Origin of the sequence: Paenibacillus sp. 1_12 (assembly GCF_900114475.1) — a bacterium.
Classification (GTDB): Bacteria; Bacillota; Bacilli; order Paenibacillales; family NBRC-103111; genus Paenibacillus_S.
The window spans coordinates 177,763-195,441 of sequence record NZ_FOTE01000002.1 but is presented as its reverse complement, the minus strand read 5'-3'; the positions used below and the strand labels follow the sequence as shown (position 1 = coordinate 195,441).

The 17,679-nt window shown below is 45.4% G+C and carries 18 protein-coding genes; all 18 read left to right on the top strand.

What is annotated here, in order from left to right; genetic code table 11:
* Positions 1 to 38 precede the first annotated feature (38 nt).
* The 18 genes from ribD to BM210_RS04850 all read left to right on the top strand — a co-directional run bounded on the left by ribD (position 39) and on the right by BM210_RS04850 (position 17,644).
* Positions 39 to 1,154: a bifunctional diaminohydroxyphosphoribosylaminopyrimidine deaminase/5-amino-6-(5-phosphoribosylamino)uracil reductase RibD gene (gene ribD / locus BM210_RS04935; protein WP_091165131.1), complete on the top strand. Its 1,116-nt coding sequence runs from the start codon at positions 39 to 41 to the stop codon at positions 1,152 to 1,154.
* 1 nt (position 1,155) lies between these two features.
* Positions 1,156 to 1,821 carry a riboflavin synthase gene (gene ribE / locus BM210_RS04930; protein WP_091165129.1) on the top strand — a complete coding sequence of 222 codons (666 nt, stop codon included), beginning with the start codon at positions 1,156 to 1,158 and terminating at the stop codon, positions 1,819 to 1,821.
* A 24-nt stretch (positions 1,822 to 1,845) separates the two neighbouring features.
* Positions 1,846 to 3,060, top strand: coding sequence for a bifunctional 3,4-dihydroxy-2-butanone-4-phosphate synthase/GTP cyclohydrolase II (locus BM210_RS04925; protein ID WP_091165127.1), 1,215 nt, complete (start codon positions 1,846 to 1,848; stop codon positions 3,058 to 3,060).
* A 35-nt stretch (positions 3,061 to 3,095) separates the two neighbouring features.
* Positions 3,096 to 3,563: a 6,7-dimethyl-8-ribityllumazine synthase gene (gene ribE, locus BM210_RS04920; RefSeq protein ID WP_076227705.1), complete on the top strand. Its 468-nt coding sequence runs from the start codon at positions 3,096 to 3,098 to the stop codon at positions 3,561 to 3,563.
* A gap of 67 nt (positions 3,564 to 3,630) precedes the next feature.
* A complete protein-coding gene (locus tag BM210_RS04915) occupies positions 3,631 to 4,422 on the top strand; it encodes a segregation and condensation protein A (protein WP_091165125.1) in 792 nt (263 codons plus the stop codon).
* A complete protein-coding gene (gene scpB / locus BM210_RS04910; RefSeq protein WP_091165123.1) occupies positions 4,391 to 5,008 on the top strand; it encodes an SMC-Scp complex subunit ScpB in 618 nt (205 codons plus the stop codon). Before BM210_RS04915 ends, scpB begins: the two co-directional genes overlap by 32 nt.
* A 135-nt stretch (positions 5,009 to 5,143) precedes the next feature.
* Positions 5,144 to 5,815, top strand: a complete 672-nt coding sequence (locus tag BM210_RS04905; RefSeq protein WP_091165120.1) for a DUF2953 domain-containing protein — start codon at positions 5,144 to 5,146, stop codon at positions 5,813 to 5,815.
* Between the two features lie 111 nt (positions 5,816 to 5,926).
* Positions 5,927 to 6,427 (top strand): GerW family sporulation protein, encoded by a 501-nt coding sequence (gene ytfJ / locus BM210_RS04900; RefSeq protein WP_091166132.1) that lies wholly within the window; start codon positions 5,927 to 5,929, stop codon positions 6,425 to 6,427.
* Positions 6,428 to 6,621: 194 nt separating this feature from the next.
* Positions 6,622 to 7,710: an HD-GYP domain-containing protein gene (locus BM210_RS04895; protein WP_091165118.1), complete on the top strand. Its 1,089-nt coding sequence runs from the start codon at positions 6,622 to 6,624 to the stop codon at positions 7,708 to 7,710.
* A gap of 183 nt (positions 7,711 to 7,893) precedes the next feature.
* A complete protein-coding gene (locus BM210_RS04890; RefSeq protein ID WP_091165116.1) occupies positions 7,894 to 9,063 on the top strand; it encodes a D-alanyl-D-alanine carboxypeptidase family protein in 1,170 nt (389 codons plus the stop codon).
* Positions 9,064 to 9,146: 83 nt separating this feature from the next.
* Positions 9,147 to 9,734: a nucleoside recognition domain-containing protein gene (locus BM210_RS04885; RefSeq protein WP_091165114.1), complete on the top strand. Its 588-nt coding sequence runs from the start codon at positions 9,147 to 9,149 to the stop codon at positions 9,732 to 9,734.
* Positions 9,735 to 9,768: 34 nt separating this feature from the next.
* Complete coding sequence (locus BM210_RS04880) at positions 9,769 to 10,302, top strand: spore maturation protein (RefSeq protein WP_091165111.1); 534 nt, start codon at positions 9,769 to 9,771, stop codon at positions 10,300 to 10,302.
* 81 nt (positions 10,303 to 10,383) lie between these two features.
* The gene (locus BM210_RS04875) at positions 10,384 to 11,130 is read left to right on the top strand and encodes a pseudouridine synthase (protein ID WP_091165109.1); all 747 of its coding nucleotides are present in this window, start codon (positions 10,384 to 10,386) and stop codon (positions 11,128 to 11,130) included.
* A 70-nt stretch (positions 11,131 to 11,200) separates the two neighbouring features.
* The gene (gene resA, locus BM210_RS04870; protein WP_091165106.1) at positions 11,201 to 11,746 is read left to right on the top strand and encodes a thiol-disulfide oxidoreductase ResA; all 546 of its coding nucleotides are present in this window, start codon (positions 11,201 to 11,203) and stop codon (positions 11,744 to 11,746) included.
* A gap of 45 nt (positions 11,747 to 11,791) precedes the next feature.
* Positions 11,792 to 13,468, top strand: coding sequence for a cytochrome c biogenesis protein ResB (locus BM210_RS04865; RefSeq protein WP_091165104.1), 1,677 nt, complete (start codon positions 11,792 to 11,794; stop codon positions 13,466 to 13,468).
* A complete protein-coding gene (gene ccsA, locus BM210_RS04860; protein WP_091165102.1) occupies positions 13,468 to 14,715 on the top strand; it encodes a cytochrome c biogenesis protein CcsA in 1,248 nt (415 codons plus the stop codon). Before BM210_RS04865 ends, ccsA begins: the two co-directional genes overlap by 1 nt.
* A 357-nt stretch (positions 14,716 to 15,072) precedes the next feature.
* A complete protein-coding gene (locus BM210_RS04855; protein WP_091165099.1) occupies positions 15,073 to 15,789 on the top strand; it encodes a response regulator transcription factor in 717 nt (238 codons plus the stop codon).
* 1 nt (position 15,790) lies between these two features.
* Positions 15,791 to 17,644 (top strand): ATP-binding protein, encoded by a 1,854-nt coding sequence (locus BM210_RS04850; protein ID WP_091165097.1) that lies wholly within the window; start codon positions 15,791 to 15,793, stop codon positions 17,642 to 17,644.
* Positions 17,645 to 17,679: the final 35 nt, after the last annotated feature.

Genomic DNA, 17,679 nt, shown 5'->3' with positions numbered 1-17,679 from the left:
TAGTACTAAATAGCGTCTTGGCAGGGGAAGTGACTTCGATGGAGCTGTTGAATGATGAATATTACATGAGGCTTGCTATTCAGCTTGCTGGAGGCGCTGCAGGCCAGACGGGGATTAATCCGGTCGTAGGCTGCGTGCTCGTTAAGGAAGGCAGAATCGTTGGAATGGGAGCGCATCTCAAACGGGGAACGGCCCATGCTGAAATTCACGCGTTGCAAATGGCTGGAGCTGAAGCCGAAGGAAGCACTGCCTATGTGACTTTGGAGCCCTGCAGTCACTTTGGTATTACACCGCCCTGCAGCGATCGTCTCATCAAAGAAAAGGTGAAGCGTGTCGTTGTGGGCAGTGAGGACCCTAATCCGCTGGTAGCGGGTACTGGGATTGAACGAATGAGACAGCATGGACTGGAGGTTGTGACGGGAGTGTTAGCCGAATCATGCAGGGAGCTGAACGAGACGTTCAATCACTTCATTGGTTCCAGACGCCCCTTTGTCACGATGAAGACGGCCAGTACACTGGATGGGAAATTGGCATCAAGAACGGGTGACAGTAAATGGATCACGAATGCAGACTCTCGCACGTATGTCCATAATTTACGCCACCGTCACCAAGCGATAATGGTCGGAATAGGAACGGTTCTTGCGGATGATCCTCTACTGACGACACGATTGGATGTGCCTGCGCTCCATCCGATTCGTCTGATTGTTGATTCACACCTGCGTCTGCCTCTCAAGTCCAAGGTAGTAACGGACCGTACCGCGGAGACCCTTGTTCTGACAACAGAGCATGCTCCAGAGCAATCCAAGCAGCGGCTTGAAGCGGCTGGCTTAACGGTCATTTCGTGTGGTAGCGGACCTCAAGTGGACCTGAGCAGGGCGATGGAGCTTTTGGGCGAACGTGATATCGCGTCGATTCTGCTTGAAGGCGGCGGCATCTTGAATGGCGCCATGCTGGAGAAGCAGCTGGTTAACAAAATTCATTTGTTCTTTGCTCCCAAAATTATTGGAGGCGGCAGGCAGGCACTGGATACGATGCCGTTTGCAGGATTTGATCGTATGGAGGATGCAATCCGTTTGGAGCGTATCACGGTTCAACAGTTTGGCGAGGATGTTTGCGTGACCGGATATCCACGCTTCAGCAGCGAGGTGATGTAAGATGTTTACAGGGATTATAGAGGAAATTGGCAGTATGCGAAGTATTTCGAGACAGGGGCAGGCCATGATATTGAGCATTGGTGCCAGCCGTATTTTGGAGGATGTTCATTTAGGAGACAGTATTGCGGTCAATGGTGTTTGCTTGACTGTGGTGCAGTATGACGGTTCATCGATTACGGTCGATGTGATGCCAGAAACGTTCCGTCGAACGACACTGCGCAAGCTTCATACCGGTGAACCGGTGAATCTGGAGCGAGCTATGGCAGCGGGAGGACGTTTTGGCGGTCATATTGTTCAAGGACATGTGGATTCTATTGGAACGATCACGAGCAGAACGACCGAGCAAAATGCGGTTGTCTACGAAATCGAGCCTGAGGATACGGATATTCTAAAATACATGATTCCCCATGGCTCTATCACGATTGACGGAATCAGCCTAACGCTAGTGCATGTAACCGACCAACGATTTACAGTTTCTATTATTCCACATACGCTGGCCCAAACGGTGCTTCAGTACAAGAAGCCTGGTAATGAAGTGAATTTAGAAGCCGACGTATTGGGCAAATATATGGAGAAGCTGCTAAGCCATCGAACACATGGCGAAGGTTCTGAGAAAAAATCAAGTAAGCTGACAGCTGCATTTTTAGCTGAAAATGGATTTATGTAATTATGGAGAGGTGGGGAATGGAAAATGACAGTACCTATTCAATTTAATACGATTGAGGAAGCTATCTACGATTTGATGTTGGGTAAGGTCATTATCGCTGTGGATGATGAAGACCGTGAGAATGAAGGAGATTTCATTGCATTAGCTGATAAAGCGACACCCGAAATCATTAATTTTATGATCAAGGAAGGACGCGGCTTGGTGTGCGTGCCTATAACCGAAGAGCGTGCACAGGAGCTGGAGCTGCCGCCGATGGTTTCCAGAAATACGGATTATCATGGAACAGCATTTACGGTTTCAGTAGACGGTGCGGATACGACAACAGGAATTTCCGCTACCGAACGCTCCATGACCGTAAAAGCCCTTATCGATCCAAACTCAAAGCCTCAAAGCTTTCGTCGGCCCGGACATATTTTCCCTTTGATTGCCAAAGCAGGGGGCGTGTTGCGCCGTACCGGTCATACAGAGGCTGCGATCGATCTGGCGCGGATGTGCGGCTCCTATCCAGCAGCTGTCATTTGCGAAATCATTAAAGAGGATGGGGAAATGGCCAGGGTTCCCGAATTAATGGAATTTAGCCAAAAGCATGATATCAAGATCATTACGATCAAAGATATGATTCACTACCGCAATCACAAGGAAAAACTGGTGACTCGAGAGGTTGAAGTCAAGCTGCCAACAGATTACGGTGTGTATAAAGCTATTGCTTATTCCAATGCCGTCGATCAAAAAGAGCATGTTGCGCTTGTCAAAGGCAGAATCGATGGCTCGGTGCCAACCTTGGTTCGTGTTCACTCGGAATGCTTGACGGGCGATGTGTTTCATTCCCACCGCTGCGATTGCGGCCCACAGCTGAACGCCGCGCTTAAACAGATCGATGAAGCTGGCTCCGGCGTGCTGCTGTATATGCGTCAGGAAGGACGCGGCATCGGCTTGATTAATAAGCTGAAGGCTTATGTTCTTCAGGAAGAGGGTTTGGACACCGTAGACGCGAATATTAAATTGGGCTTTGCGCCTGATTTGCGTGAGTACGGCATTGGTGCACAAATTTTGAAGGATCTGGGCTTGAAGCAGATTCGATTGCTGACGAATAATCCTCGTAAAATCAAAGGATTAGAGGGTTATGGTCTAGAAGTCGTAGAACGAGTACCGATTCAAATGCAGGAAAATGAGTCGAATTCGAGCTATTTACACACAAAGCATGAAAAATTAGGACACTTGCTTGATTTTCAAATCTAATAAAAAATGATAAATTGAAAGGATGTTAAATGAACATGACGAAAATATACGAGGGACATTTAGTTTCTGAAGGTTTAAAATACGGAGTTGTCGTTGCACGTTTCAACGAATTTATTACAGGCAAGCTGCTTAGCGGTGCTTTAGATGCTTTTAAACGCCATGGAGCGACAGAGGACGAGGTTGAGGTTGCTTGGGTGCCAGGAGCTTTCGAAATTGCTCTAATTGCCCAAAAAATGGCCGAGAGCGGTAAATATGATGCAGTCATTACCCTTGGTGCTGTTATTCGCGGGTCCACACCACATTTTGATTATGTGTGCAGTGAGGCAGCCAAAGGTGTTGCCGCGATCAATCTGAAAACGGGTGTACCAACTATTTTTGGTGTGCTGACCACGGATTCGATTGAGCAAGCCATTGAGCGCGCAGGCACAAAAGCTGGCAACAAGGGCTGGGAAGCGGCTGTAAGTGCAATTGAGATGGCGAATTTGACCAAACAGTTCTCCTAATATACAATTCAATACGAGTCTTAAAGAACGAATGAACGGCTGCTAACATTTTAAGGGGGAACAACGGTTGGACAAGGTTACGTATAAGCTTGACAAGTTTGAGGGCCCCCTTGATTTGTTGCTGCACTTGATTGATCGATCTGAAGTGGATATCTATAATATCCCTATTAAAGAGATAACCGACCAATATATGAGCTATCTGGATACGATGCAGGAGCTGGAGATGGAGCTGACCAGCGAGTTTTTACTTATGGCTGCTACTCTGCTATCTATCAAAAGCAAGATGCTATTGCCAAAGCCTCCTATCATTGAGATGGACGATTATGACGATTATTTGTTAGACGAGGATTATGACCCACGCTCCGAGCTGGTTGAAAAGCTGATTGAATACCGCAAATATAAAGCGATTGCCGATCATTTGCGTGACAAGGAGCTTGAGCGCAAACTTATTTATACCCGTGAGCCTGAGGACTTAACTCCCTATATTCATCAAGTTGTCGAGAATCCGGTTAAAGGGCTGGGCGTTACGGATCTTGTTTATGCATTCCAGAGGGCCATGCAGCGCATGTCGAGCCGAAATATGGTTACGAAGATACGCAAGGATGAGATTTCGGTCAAAGATCGGATGAAGGATGTTGTGAAGTGGTTGAAGGAAGCAGATGGCAAAATTTTGTTTTCCAAATTAACCGATGGTGATTTATCGCGAGAAAGTATAGTAACTACCTTTTTGGCGCTGCTAGAGCTGATGAAGATGAAAGTAATCGTATGCTATCAGCATCGTTTTTTCGAGGATATCGTTATACAGGCAAGAGAGGAAGGAACGGCGGATGGATTTTCAACAGATGAAATCAGTTATTGAAGGCTTGCTATTTGTCGCTGGAGATGAAGGTCTGGATACCAAGCAGCTTGCTGAGGTATTGGAACTAAGTACGGATGTTGTGCGTAATCTGATTGGAGATCTGCAAGGAGACTTTCGGAACAGCAAGCGAGGCTTGCAAATTGTTGAACTTGCCGGAACCTATCAGTTGACGACGCTTCCAGCCCATGCGCCATATTTTGAACGGCTTGCTTATTCCCCCTCGCGATCTTCTTTGTCACAGGCTGCCTTGGAAACCTTGGCTATTGTCGCATATAAACAACCGATAACCCGGGTGGAGATTGAAGAAATTCGTGGTGTTAAAGCTGAACGAGCCTTGCATACACTCGTGGCTAAGGATTTAATCAAGGAAGTGGATCGTGCAGACGCTCCCGGCCGACCGATTTTATATGGAACCACGAAGCCCTTTCTGGACTATTTTGCATTGGGTACAATTGAAGAACTTCCTGAATCTTCGCTATTTCAGAATGATGATAATTTGGAAGAAGAGACTCGCCTATTATTCAGTAAATTGGATAACGGGGAAAGGCACCAAATTTCTTTTGATGATGTAACGGAAAGTGAATGAAGGTTACCAAGCCCGCGCTCTCTGAATGTTTTAATCAAATAGGGCTATACTAACTCCTGAAAAGAAGCTGGGCTTCTTGCGTAAAGGGGTTTTTTGCTTTTTCAGGCTTTAGTATACAATGAGGGGTGAGCGATATTGAATTATTGGATAATAGCTGCTGTTGTCGTAGCGGTAGCAGCGCTTCTCTCTAGTCCCATTAGATGTCGTTTAACGATAGTCAGAGAAGCACAGGATGATGATATCACTTTTGACGTACATGGGCTATATGGTATGGTCAAGAAGCGGATCGCGGTTCCGTTTATCCAGTTTAAAAATTTCGTTGAGGGCGTTAATGTAGAGACGGCATATATCGATAAGAAAGAACATCAGTTAGTTAGTGTAAAAGATGAGAAGATCACAAAACGCAGTATTAAAGAAAGCTTTGATAATGCGTTGGAGCTGCTGGGGAATTGCTTTCATTTTCACGAATGGCTAACGGCAACGCTTACTCATGTAAGATGTATTCAATTTGATTGGAAAACTACGGTCGGCGTTGGCGATGCACCGGAAACGGCTGTAGCAACTGGAATGATATGGGGATTAAAATCCACAATGCTCGGCTTTTTATCCCGGTTTATCAAGCTGGATGCCCGACCAAAGCTGCAAGTGATTCCGCAATACAACCAGACCAAATTTTCCACGGAGGTACTGGTGAAGCTGCAAATTAGTATGTGGTTCATCCTCATCGCCGGGATTCGTTTGCTTGCTCGTATTCTTAAAGTAAAAGGCGGTTTAAAGACATGGCGAAGAGTGTTGTTTAAAGCCTAGCGGGAGCGAGTCAGCAGTACATACAAATACCGCATTTCGGTTAAGCTATACTTGCGTTGATTTCCCTAAGTATGAGGAAATCCAGTACACAACAAGGAGGCATAACCCATGATGACAGAACATCCCATACAAGGACTTATGAAAACAGCAATGGAAAACATCAAGGAAATGGTCGATGTCAATACGATCGTAGGGGATCCGGTGGAAACACCCGATGGTAGCGTCATTATGCCGATCTCCAAAGTCGGCTTCGGCTTCGCCGCGGGTGGCAGCGAGTTCGGCGCAGAGGATCCTGCAACGGGCGGCTCTTCAGGAACGGGCCGTCATGATGGAGCCAATGCCCAGGTTTCACTACCTTTTGGCGGAGGCAGCGGTGGAGGCGTATCGATCACACCTATTGCGTTTCTGGTAGTTGGCAAGCAAGGCGTCAAGATTGTACCTTTGGACAATCAAACGCATTTGTTGGAACGACTGATTGATGCAGCACCGAGTGTTGTTGATCGTATTCAAAGCATGATGAAAGGTGGACTCCACTCAGCAACCCACAATCAGGCAGATAGTGGAGCTATCAGTGTAACCAACCCTTCTGACAACCCTAATTACATTGTCTAAATGACTCAATTAAACTGGCAATGCTTAAGCTTATTATGGAAAAAAGGCAAGATTAAAGCTGCTCATCGTGATGATGGGCAGCTTTACTTATATATCAAGGAAAATAGATTGCTCTTTTTGCGTGTTTCTTTTATATTTATTTTATCTAGATTTTGTGAGAACTTTGAGAGAATTTGATGAAAGAGGTTTTCTTGGTGCGGTTATTGCCTACACGATCTTGTAGTCCGGGAATGAAGCTTGCTAAATGTATTTACAATGAGGACGGGCTTATTTTATTAAATGAACGTGTCGAGCTGTCCCAAGCATTAATTAATAGACTGCAGCAATTTGGAGTTGACTTTGTTTACATTCAAGACAAAGACACCGACGACATCGAGGTTGACGACCCAATCAGTCAGGAAACAAAGATGAGGGCTTTGGCCGAAATCAAAACCCAATTCAGAAAGGCCATGGAAGAGAACAGCAAAAGTAAATTTTCCAAAAATGCTTTTATGGGTAGAGCATTTGGCAATGTAATCAAAATGATTATGCAAGATCTGGATTCGCGTGAAGGCACGCACATCATGCTATTAAACATGAATGTTTTGAATAATTATGTATTCAACCATTCGCTCAATGTATGTATTTACGCGACGATGCTTGGAATGGCAAGCGGTTATAATCGTGAAGAAATTTCTGTGCTTGGTATGGGCGCACTGCTACATGATATTGGTAAAACGCAAATTAATCAGGATATTATCAAAAAGCCGGGCAAGCTGACGCCTGAAGAGTTTGCCGAGGTCAAGATGCATGCAGAGCTCGGCTATCGACTGCTCAAAGACGAGCCTAACATGCCTTTGCTGGCTGCTCACTGTGCGTTCCAGCATCATGAGCGAGAGAATGGCAGCGGCTACCCGAGAGGGATTAAAGGTAATGAAATTCATGACTATGCTAAGCTGATCGCGATCATTGACAGCTACGACGCTATGACTACACATCGTCCGTATCGTTTGGCTATGCTGCCGCATCAGGCGATGGAGATTTTGTTCTCCGGTGTTGAAACCTTATACGATTATAAGAAGGTAGCTTTGTTTCGTGATAACGTAGCCATTTACCCGCTTGGAATCACTGTAAAGCTGAGTACAGGCGAAAAAGGGGTTGTCGTCGCTATTAACCCTGCAATTCCGCAGCGCCCTATCATTCGTATTATGGAGGGTGCGGAAGGGGAGAAGATTACACAGCCCTACGAGGTTGATTTATCAAAGCGGCTAACCGTTTTTATTAGCGAAGTTGAGATGCCATAATTAGCGATATTCCCATAATGAGTACAGACCCTTAAAGGACCTACAAAGTCCTGAGGGTCTTATTTGCGTTCCGTAACGAAGCACTGTAGTTTTCCGAGGGACATATAATAGGACAGGTCCGGCATATACATGTACAAGATTGGTATGTCCATTATTGAACCTATGTTGGCAGGAGGCCCCTTTATGAAAAAAAATGTTGTGCTCTTACTGTTACCGGTGCTGCTCATCTCGATATGGACCCCTTTACCAGCGCTGCAAGCCGCTCCAGCGATTTCCACACATGCGGAAACGGCTGCCTTAATTGATGTGCGCTCGGGCAGGGTATTGTACAGCAAACAGGGAGACAAGCCGATGCGAATCGCCAGCTTAACCAAAATAATGACGGCTATTGTAGCTGTTGAGCAGGGGAAGCTGTCGGATTCAGTGAAGGTGGGCAAGAATGCTTTTGGAAAGGAAGGCTCTTCAATTTATTTAAAGCTAAATGAAGAAATGAGCCTGAACCATTTGTTGTACGGGATGATGCTGCGTTCAGGCAATGATGCGGCAACAGCAATTGCTGAGCATATTGGAGGTACGGTAGAAGGTTTTGCCTATTTAATGAATGAGAAAGCTCGTATGATCGGGATGGAGCACTCCTCTTTCAAGAATCCATCAGGATTAGATGAGGAAGGGCACTTTTCAACTGCAAATGATATGGCCAAATTGGCAGCGTACTCCCTGCACAATCCGCAGTTCCAGGAAATTGTAAAAACAAAAATGAAGAAAGCGCCTAATCCGAATGAACCCTGGGATTACACTTGGCTGAATAAAAACAAAATGCTTCAGATGTACGAAGGTGCCGATGGGGTAAAAACAGGCTATACCAAGCTAGCCTTACGCTGTCTGGTCTCTTCGGCAACCCGCGGCGGGCAGCAGCTGGCGGTAGTCACCTTGAATGATGGTGATGATTGGTCCGATCATGCCAAACTGCTGGATTATGGCTTCGCAAACTACCCTCTGCTGCCTTTAATAAATAAGGGCGATGAGATCAAGGGAACGGAGTGGGTAGCAGGAAAAGATTTTGTATATCCAACTCAGGAATCGGAGAAGGGAAGCTATACGTATCGAGTGGAGCGAAATGATGTCAATTCGGCAAGCTTTCGTCTAGGTGATGTAGGTAGGCTGGTTTATGTACTAAATGGGCATGAGATCGGTGGTATTCCATTGTTCCCGAAGGATAGTCCAAGATTGAAGCTGAAGGAGCGTTCTGTATTTTCGTTCGATGAGTCGTTGTCTTCTACATCATCCAATGCGGATAAATGGTTATTTATAGTACAATTTGTAGTCCGCACCTTGTTCACCGGGCGTGTCTAATCATCGTCGATTTTATCGGGGAGCCATATGAAATGAGCGATAATCAGAAATGATCGATCATCATCTGAGATGGGGGTTAACTAATGGTAAATTTGATCTGGCTATTTTTTATTGTTGCAGGGGTTGCCGTCGCTGCGGCGCAAGGTAATATAGAACTGGTCACGCAGGCAATCTTTGATGGCGCGAAAAGCGGTGTCACCGTATGCTTTGGATTAATTAGTATCATGGTATTCTGGCTTGGGATTATGCGGATAGCCGAGGATGCGGGATTATTGAAGCTGCTGGCTGCTGTGCTGCGTCCTGTAGTCCGCTTCCTGTTTCCGACTGTTCCCAAGGATCATCCGGCTTTAGGCTACATCATGTCCAATATGGGAGCAAATATATTGGGGCTCGGCAATGCGGCGACTCCGATGGGAATCAAGGCTATGCAGGAGCTCCAATTGCTGAATACGAGCAAAGATACCGCAAGTCCGGCGATGTGCACGCTGCTTGCGCTGAATACGGCAAGTATTACCTTGATCCCGACAACCTTGATCGCAATAAGGATGAATTTCAATTCCTTAAACCCTGCCGAAATTGTCGGGACAACCTTGATGGCGACCTTTGTCTCGACCTTGGCGGCTATTTTCGTAGATAGATGGTACCGTGCGCGCAATTCGCTGCAGTCTTAATGTTAATAACACGAAAGGGAAGGGATGATTCCGTATGTATGCCTTCGTTAATCTGATATCAGCTTGGGCGATCCCGATGATCATTGTATTTATACCCCTCTATGCTCTGTATCGTAAAGTGCCCGTATACGAATCGTTTGTGGACGGGGCCAAGGACGGCTTTGATACTGCGATCAGGATCATCCCGCATTTGGTAGGTATGATGGTAGCGATCAGTATATTCAGAGTGTCGGGTGCCATGGAGCTTATGACCAACTGGGTGCAGCCCTTTTGCGAAATGTTAGGAATTCCTAGCGAGATCCTGCCGCTTGCTATTTTACGTCCCATTACGGGAGCGGGCTCGCTTGCATTTACTACTGATCTCTTGCAGCAATTTGGGCCCGATTCTATGGTGGGTCGCATTGCATCGACAATTCAAGGGAGTACAGATACAACGATGTATGTCATAACGGTCTACTTTGGTGCAATTGGAATCCGCAAGGCAAGCTACGCGCTAAAAGTGGGATTAATCTCGGATGCAGTCGGTTTCGCTGCTTCCATTTTTATTTGTTATTTGGTGTTTGCATAGAACTGACACAGATTTTCACCGGAGCAACTTGTGATTTCTCTGTAGGATGAGTATCATTAGGTTTGAGGTGAATGGAGACTAATGGAACGATTACAAAAAGTATTAGCAGAAGCGGGAGTAGCCTCCCGTCGTAAGTGTGAGGAATTAATAACAGCTGGACGTGTTCAGGTTAACGATGAGGTTGTCACAACCCTGGGCGTTAAGGTTGACGGAAGTAAAGATGTGATCACCGTAGATGGCCGCAAGATCAAGCAGGAGAAAAAGATTTACGTTCTGTTTAATAAGCCAAAAGGGGTAATTACGAGTGCTTCTGATCCAGGCGGACGGAAAATCGTAACCGATTTTCTGGGGGATATCCATGAAAGGATTTACCCTGTAGGTCGACTTGATTATGATACAGAGGGCTTGCTGCTGCTGACCAATGATGGAGAGTTCGCCAATTTGCTCACGCATCCAAGGCATCATGTGCCACGTACCTATCATGCCACAGTTAAAGGGGTTCCGCATGGTTCGTTATTGGACAAGCTGCGTGATGGAATCGAGCTGGAGGATGGGATGACTGCTCCTGCAGAGGCAGATTTTTATGATATTGATCCAGCTAAAAAGGAAACCATCGTATCGATTACCATTTATGAAGGACGTAACCGTCAGGTTCGTCGTATGTTCGATGCTATCCAATTTCCATTAATCAAGCTCAAGCGTGTTCAATTCGGCCCGATTGCTCTAACAGGAGTTCCACGGGGGAAATACCGTCATCTGGAAGCCAAAGAAATCAAAGAGCTCACAGAGGAAGCGCTAAGGACACATAAAATTCAAAAAGACAAATAAGTGTTGGCATTAAAGTTAGCTATAATGAACATAGACTATACTGACTAGCTTCCGTTTGGAGTGAGCATCAATGGGCAAAAATAGAAGATGGATACAGTTGGCGATTTTCGCCATTGCCATAGTGATCGGTGCACTGACGCTGTTCAATAATTTGTATGCAACGGATAAGCGACTGGTTGAAGGTTCCATCGCCCCCAATTTTACATTGTCCGGACTGGACGGTAAGAAGCATACGCTGTCTGATTATAAAGGAAAAACGGTGATGGTAAACTTTTGGGGCACTTTTTGTCCTCCATGCAAAGAGGAAATGCCTGCTATTCAACATCAGTTTGACAAGCGGGACAAACAAAATGTAGAATTTCTGGCTTTAAATCTCGGTGAAAGTAAAATAACCGTGCAAAGCTTTATTGACCAGTATAAAATCACATTTCCGATTTTGCTGGATGACAACGAGGCAACGCGCAAACGCTACGGTGTCAGCAATTATCCAACAACGTTCTTTATATCGCCAGATGGCAAAATAGCCAAGATTATGGTCGGGGAGATGAGTGAGTCTTTTATTGAAAAGACACTCAACTCGATCAAGGCTTCAACTCAAGCAAATTCCAAACCATGAATGACAACCCATTTTTAATCAGTAAGAAAGCTCAGGAGGCGCCCCATGATTCAAAACACAAAATGTGAATGCGGTCACCTGAATCATGTCGGGACCGTACTTTGCGAAGCCTGTGGAAAGCCTCTCTTTGAAGAGGCTGGCACGGAGCCACTTGAAATGCGTTATGATGGAGTAGCTAGACGCTCCCAAAAAGCTAATCCGGATTTGATCGACAAAGTTTGGAATTTCTTTTCTTCCGTAAAGATCGCTATTTATATGATTATTATTACACTGCTGGGCTCGGCAGTAGGTACGATTTATCCCCAGGAAAATTCCTTCCTTAATTTTGACCCTTCAACCTACTATGAGGACACGTATGGGACGTTAGGAAAGATCTATTATTTACTGGGATTGTCTCATACCTTTGAGTCCTGGTGGTTCATCGGTCTTCTTTTAATGATTGGAACCTCGCTTGTCGTTTGCAGCCTCGATAGGGTACTGCCGCTTTACAGGGCTCTATCCAAGCAGCAAATTCGAAAACATCTGAGATTTATTTTACGTCAAAAGGTTTCCTATAGCGGTGATCTTCCTCACAATGCAGCATTATCAGAGGAAGCGGAGCAAGCCTGGGTTCAACAAGCAGCTAAACAATTGCAGAAAAAGCACTATCGTGTACATACAGAAGGTACCGCACTGCTGGCGGAAAAGAATCGGTTTAGCCGCTGGGGTCCCTATATTAACCATATCGGACTCATCATTTTTTTGCTGGCCATTCTCATGAGAAGTATTCCAGGCTGGCATATGGATCAGCATGTCGCTTTCCCTGAAGGACAAGTTGTAAAAATTCCGGAAACATCGTATTACTTGAAAAATGAAAAATTCACATTGGAATATTATGAAGCGAATGAAATGTCTGAAGGATTTCGTGCCAAGGATCAGGCAGTACCCAAAATATACGAAACGAATGCGGTTTTATACACCTGTAAAGCCGACTGTGATGATCCCTTCAAGCAGCCCGTGCTTGAGGAGGTTCACCGTCAAAATATTATAGTGAATGAACCGCTTGAGTATAAAGGCTTGATGGCCTACCAATTTGACTACAAGGAATCACCAATGCTGATTTCCGTGAAACCGACGTTAAAGGATAAACAAACCGGGACTGCCTACGGCAGCCTGGACTTGTCCATGACACGGCCACAAGACAGCTATCAGGTTGGACCTTATACGTTGAAGGTAAAGGCGTACTTCCCGGATTTTGGACTGGATGAAAAAGGGGTTCCAATAACCAAATCCAAAGACCCCAAAATGCCGGCATTTATATTCTCTATTACAGGTCCTGCATTGGCAGCTGAGGGTGTCCCCTATCTATATTTCCCAAGACAGGTTGACAAGGTTACATTCCGTCAGGATGACATTAATGGGGAGATTGGAAAACAACTAGAGCTTTCTGTTAATTCTATGGCCGATGTGCAATTTTCAGAATACATTAGCTATTTAAATATCCGTGTGGATCGTGCGATGCCTTATATTTGGGTAGGAGCAGCGATTTCTATGATTGGGCTTATTATGGGTTTTTACTGGCATCATCGTCGTATTTGGCTTCGTATCGATAACGGACGGCTCGCTCTAGGCGCTCACACGAACAAAAACTGGTTTGGCATTCGTCAGGAAGTCGCCCAGGTTCTACATAAGTCGGGAATTGAAGCCGATCCCAAATCGTTGGAAACAGGAGTGGTAACGTAATGACAAGCAGTTCGTTTTTGCTAATCGGTTTCATCGTCTATAATCTGGCATTTCTGATGTTCGTGATTGCAATTCTTGGGAAAAAGTGGGCCCAGGACAATCCAATCGAGCATACGAGAAAATGGGGTAATTACGCGATTGGAGCGACCATCATAGGGCTTGCAGGTCATGCAGGATTCTTTTTTACAAGATGGTACGAGGCGGGTCATATCCCTACCAGCAACATGTATGAATTTATGACATTTCTTGGAATGATGATCATTGTTGCGTTTATCGTGGTGTACTTTATATATCGTGCGCCTGTCCTTGGGGTATTTGCAGTACCGATCGGAATCATTATTATTGGTTACGCATCCGTGTTTCCCAAAGACGTACAGCCGCTTATCCCGGCTTTGCAGAGCTATTGGTTGAAGATTCATGTAACGACTGCAGCGTTTGGAGAAGCATTTTTTGCGGTTGGTTTTGCTGCTGGTTTGATGTATCTGCTGCGCAGTGTTAATTTTGCCGGTAAGGAGCCGGCTGATCGCAAGGAGCAGCGCGGAGTTGAGGTTACGTTATTTTCTCTGGTCCTGATCATTGCTTTTGTCATTTCTATATTTGGGTTTAATGCATCCGGCTATCACGCCAGATTCGCTAACGACGTTCTCTACACCGGTAAGGATGGCACAGAGCAGATGATCAAGCAGAATGTTGATTACGTACTGCCACCAATCTTCAAGCCCTTTGAAGGGGAGCAGGTGGAGATGAAGCCATTTCTTGGCATGACCCAAGCGCCTTTCGAAGCTCCGTCATGGATGAAGGGGTCGAACGCAGGCCGTAAGCTGAATACGGTGGTTTGGTCTATTGGTGGGGGCTTAATTCTTTATGGATTGCTTCGCCTGATTGCCCGCAAGCCATTAGGGGCTGCCATTAGCCCTCTGCTGAAAGGAATTGATCTTGAAGACATCGATGAGATCAGTTATCGGGCGATTGCTATAGGCTATCCGATTTTCACTTTGGGAGCTTTGATCTTTGCGATGATTTGGGCGGCTGAGGCGTGGGGCCGATTCTGGGGCTGGGATCCCAAGGAAGTGTGGGCGCTGATCGTCTTCTTGTATTATGCTGCATATTTACATTTGCGGTTTTCAAAAGGATGGCAAGGTAAACGTTCAGCTTGGCTCGCGGTAATTGGGTTTATAGTTGTTATGTTTACGCTGGTTGGGGTTAATTTGGTTATAGCTGGATTGCATTCGTATTCGGGGGCGTAGAGGTTTTTAAGGAAGTCTTCGTGAATTTTATTCAGGCTATCGGTTATTCCGGTAAAGGGATGGTATTGCACCGCTGTTGAAGTTCAATTTGTTTTTATTATATTTTGTTGGTAACAAATTGAACTTCAAAGGCGGCCGTTACACTTTCCATACCATTCCCTTTCCCTCCATACACCTGCATGAATAAGATTCACGTAAACTTACTACAAAAAAACTCTATGTTCGTGACTCATTTCAGAGTAAATGAATCTAAGATAATAATACAAGTGTGAGGGAAACTGAACCATAATCCTGCCACGAAGCAATATTTACGTACTCAAGTGAAATATAACAATAAAACAGAGAGGGTTGAAACCGATGTCTGATGTTAAAATGACGATTTTGGTAGTCGACGATGAAGAGCGGATTCGCCGCTTGCTGCGCATGTACCTGGAGAAAGAAAATTTCATTATCGATGAAGCGGAGGATGGCGAAACAGCCTTGAAAAAGGCGCTTGAAACCGATTACGATTTAATTTTACTGGATGTTATGCTTCCGGGTATTGATGGCAACGAGGTGTGTGCAAGATTGCGGCAGGTTAAATCCACGCCGGTCATTATGCTTACGGCTAAAGGTGAGGAAACCAATCGTGTACAGGGCTTTGAAATGGGCGCTGATGATTATGTGGTTAAACCGTTCAGTCCGCGTGAAGTGATCTACCGGGTGAAAGCGATCCTGAGAAGATCCTCGGTGACTGCTTACTTATCTAAGGAAGTCAATTCCAGCAATAACATCGTATTCCCTAACCTGATTATCGAGCATGATGCACATCGTGTGAGTGCTGGTGGACAAGAGGTTGCACTGACTCCCAAGGAGTATGAGCTGCTTCATTATTTGGCGGTATCGCCGGACAAAGTGTTTTCACGGGAAGAGCTGTTGAAGGATGTATGGAATTATGAATTTTTTGGGGATTTGAGAACCGTGGATACACACGTTAAAAGGCTGCGCGAAAAGCTGAATAAAGTATCGCCGGATGCCGCTTCTATGATTACAACCGTATGGGGCGTCGGATACAAGCTTGAGGTGCCAAAGTAACGTGTTCAGCTTAAAAGGTATCGTTGGTAAACTGTGGTTGACTATTATTGGACTCGTAGCTGTTGTTCTGCTTGTGCTCGGTTTGTTTCTCATTCAATATCTGGAAACGTCTTTTCCCAAATCTCAGGATCAAATCGAAAATTTGCGGAAGCTGGGCCAAAAGGTGACCAGCGGCATTTCTTTACACAGTGGAGATGAACGTTATATCGATCTGGTCAATGATCTTTTAAGTGCCCAGGACGCTTCAGTTTTTGTCGTGGATCCCACATTAAAGCCGATGAATATACCAGCCCAGAAATGGAGCTCTATAAATCTGCATTACGATGATTTTTTTTCGGATGTCATGTTGAAGCGGGTATTTGCTGGAGAATCGATAGATAATCAAATCGTGAACAGTGCGGGCAGCCGGCAGCCGGCAAATAGTCAGTACTCGGCTGTAGCGGTTCCTTTGATGGACGCAACGCAGCAAAATATTATTGGGGCAGCTATTCTGTATCAAAAGGCTCAATCTGTAGAAGCTACACAGTCATATGTCATTCGGTTATTTGCTTACGTTTCCTTGATTGGTTTTTTAATGACAACATTTTTCGCTTTTTTTCTGCTGACAAAAATTACTCAACCGCTGTTGAAGCTCAAGAAAGCAGCCGATTTAATTTCTCTTGGTGAGTATGGAACCAGAGTACCTATTACGTCATCAGATGAAATCGGCGAATTGGGTAAAACCTTTAATCGGATGGGAGAGGAATTATCCGATACGATTAAAGCACTCAGTCACGAAAAAGAGCATTTATCCAGTATATTGCGCAGTATGACGGATGCCGTGATTACATTTGATTCAGACGGAAGTGTGATTCTGGCTAATCCACAGGGCGATAAAATCGTCAACGACTGGAATCAGATTCATTGGATTGATGGCGAGCCAGAGCAATCCATGCTGCCAGTACTTCAACAACATAACTCCGTCATTCCTGAACCGATGAGAATGTTATTTGACGAAGTGATTACAGGTGCTAAGGAGATTACTTCCAAGCTTCATGTTCAAAATGAGGTATGGTCAGTTGTGTTGACCCCGTTATATGCTCGTGCTGCCGTACGTGGTGTGGTCGCCGTTTTGCGAGATGTTACAGAGGAATTCAGGCTGGACAAGCTGCGCAAAGATTTTGTGGCCAATGTATCTCATGAGCTGCGTACGCCATTGTCGATGCTGCAAGGGTATAGCGAGGCACTACTCGATGATATTGCAGGCTCTGCTGAAGAACGACAAGAGCTCGCACAGGTTATTCATGAGGAATCGCTTCGAATGGGCAGGCTGGTCCGAGATCTTTTGGATTTAGCCCGGATGGAGACAGGGAATATCGAGCTGCATCTTCGCCTCGTTGAGGTACGCAGCTTTATCAAACGTATACATCGCAAGTTCGCGGCACTTTCGAAGGAACAAGGCATTCTGATGAGCTATGAGCTGCCGGAAGAAGAGCTGATCCTGTATCAAGCCGATGAAGATCGATTGGAGCAGGTGCTGACGAATTTATTGGATAATGCGATACGGCATACGCCTTCTCAAGCAGAAATCGTTATACGCGCTGAGCGTCAAACTTACAAGGGTGAAGATGCGGTGTTGATTGAAATTATCGATCAAGGTATCGGAATTCCGGCAGGTGACCTCCCATATGTCTTTGAACGCTTTTACAAAGCGGATAAGGCTCGTACACGAGGTGCTTCAGGCGGGACTGGTCTTGGATTATCTATTGTTCGAAACCTTGTAGAGGCTCATCATGGCGCTGTCATGGTAAAAAGCACAGTAGGGCAAGGAACGACATTTTCTGTGATCCTTCCCGTCAAAACGATATCAACATAAAAAGAGAGCTCCGATTGCGTATCGGAAGCTCTCTT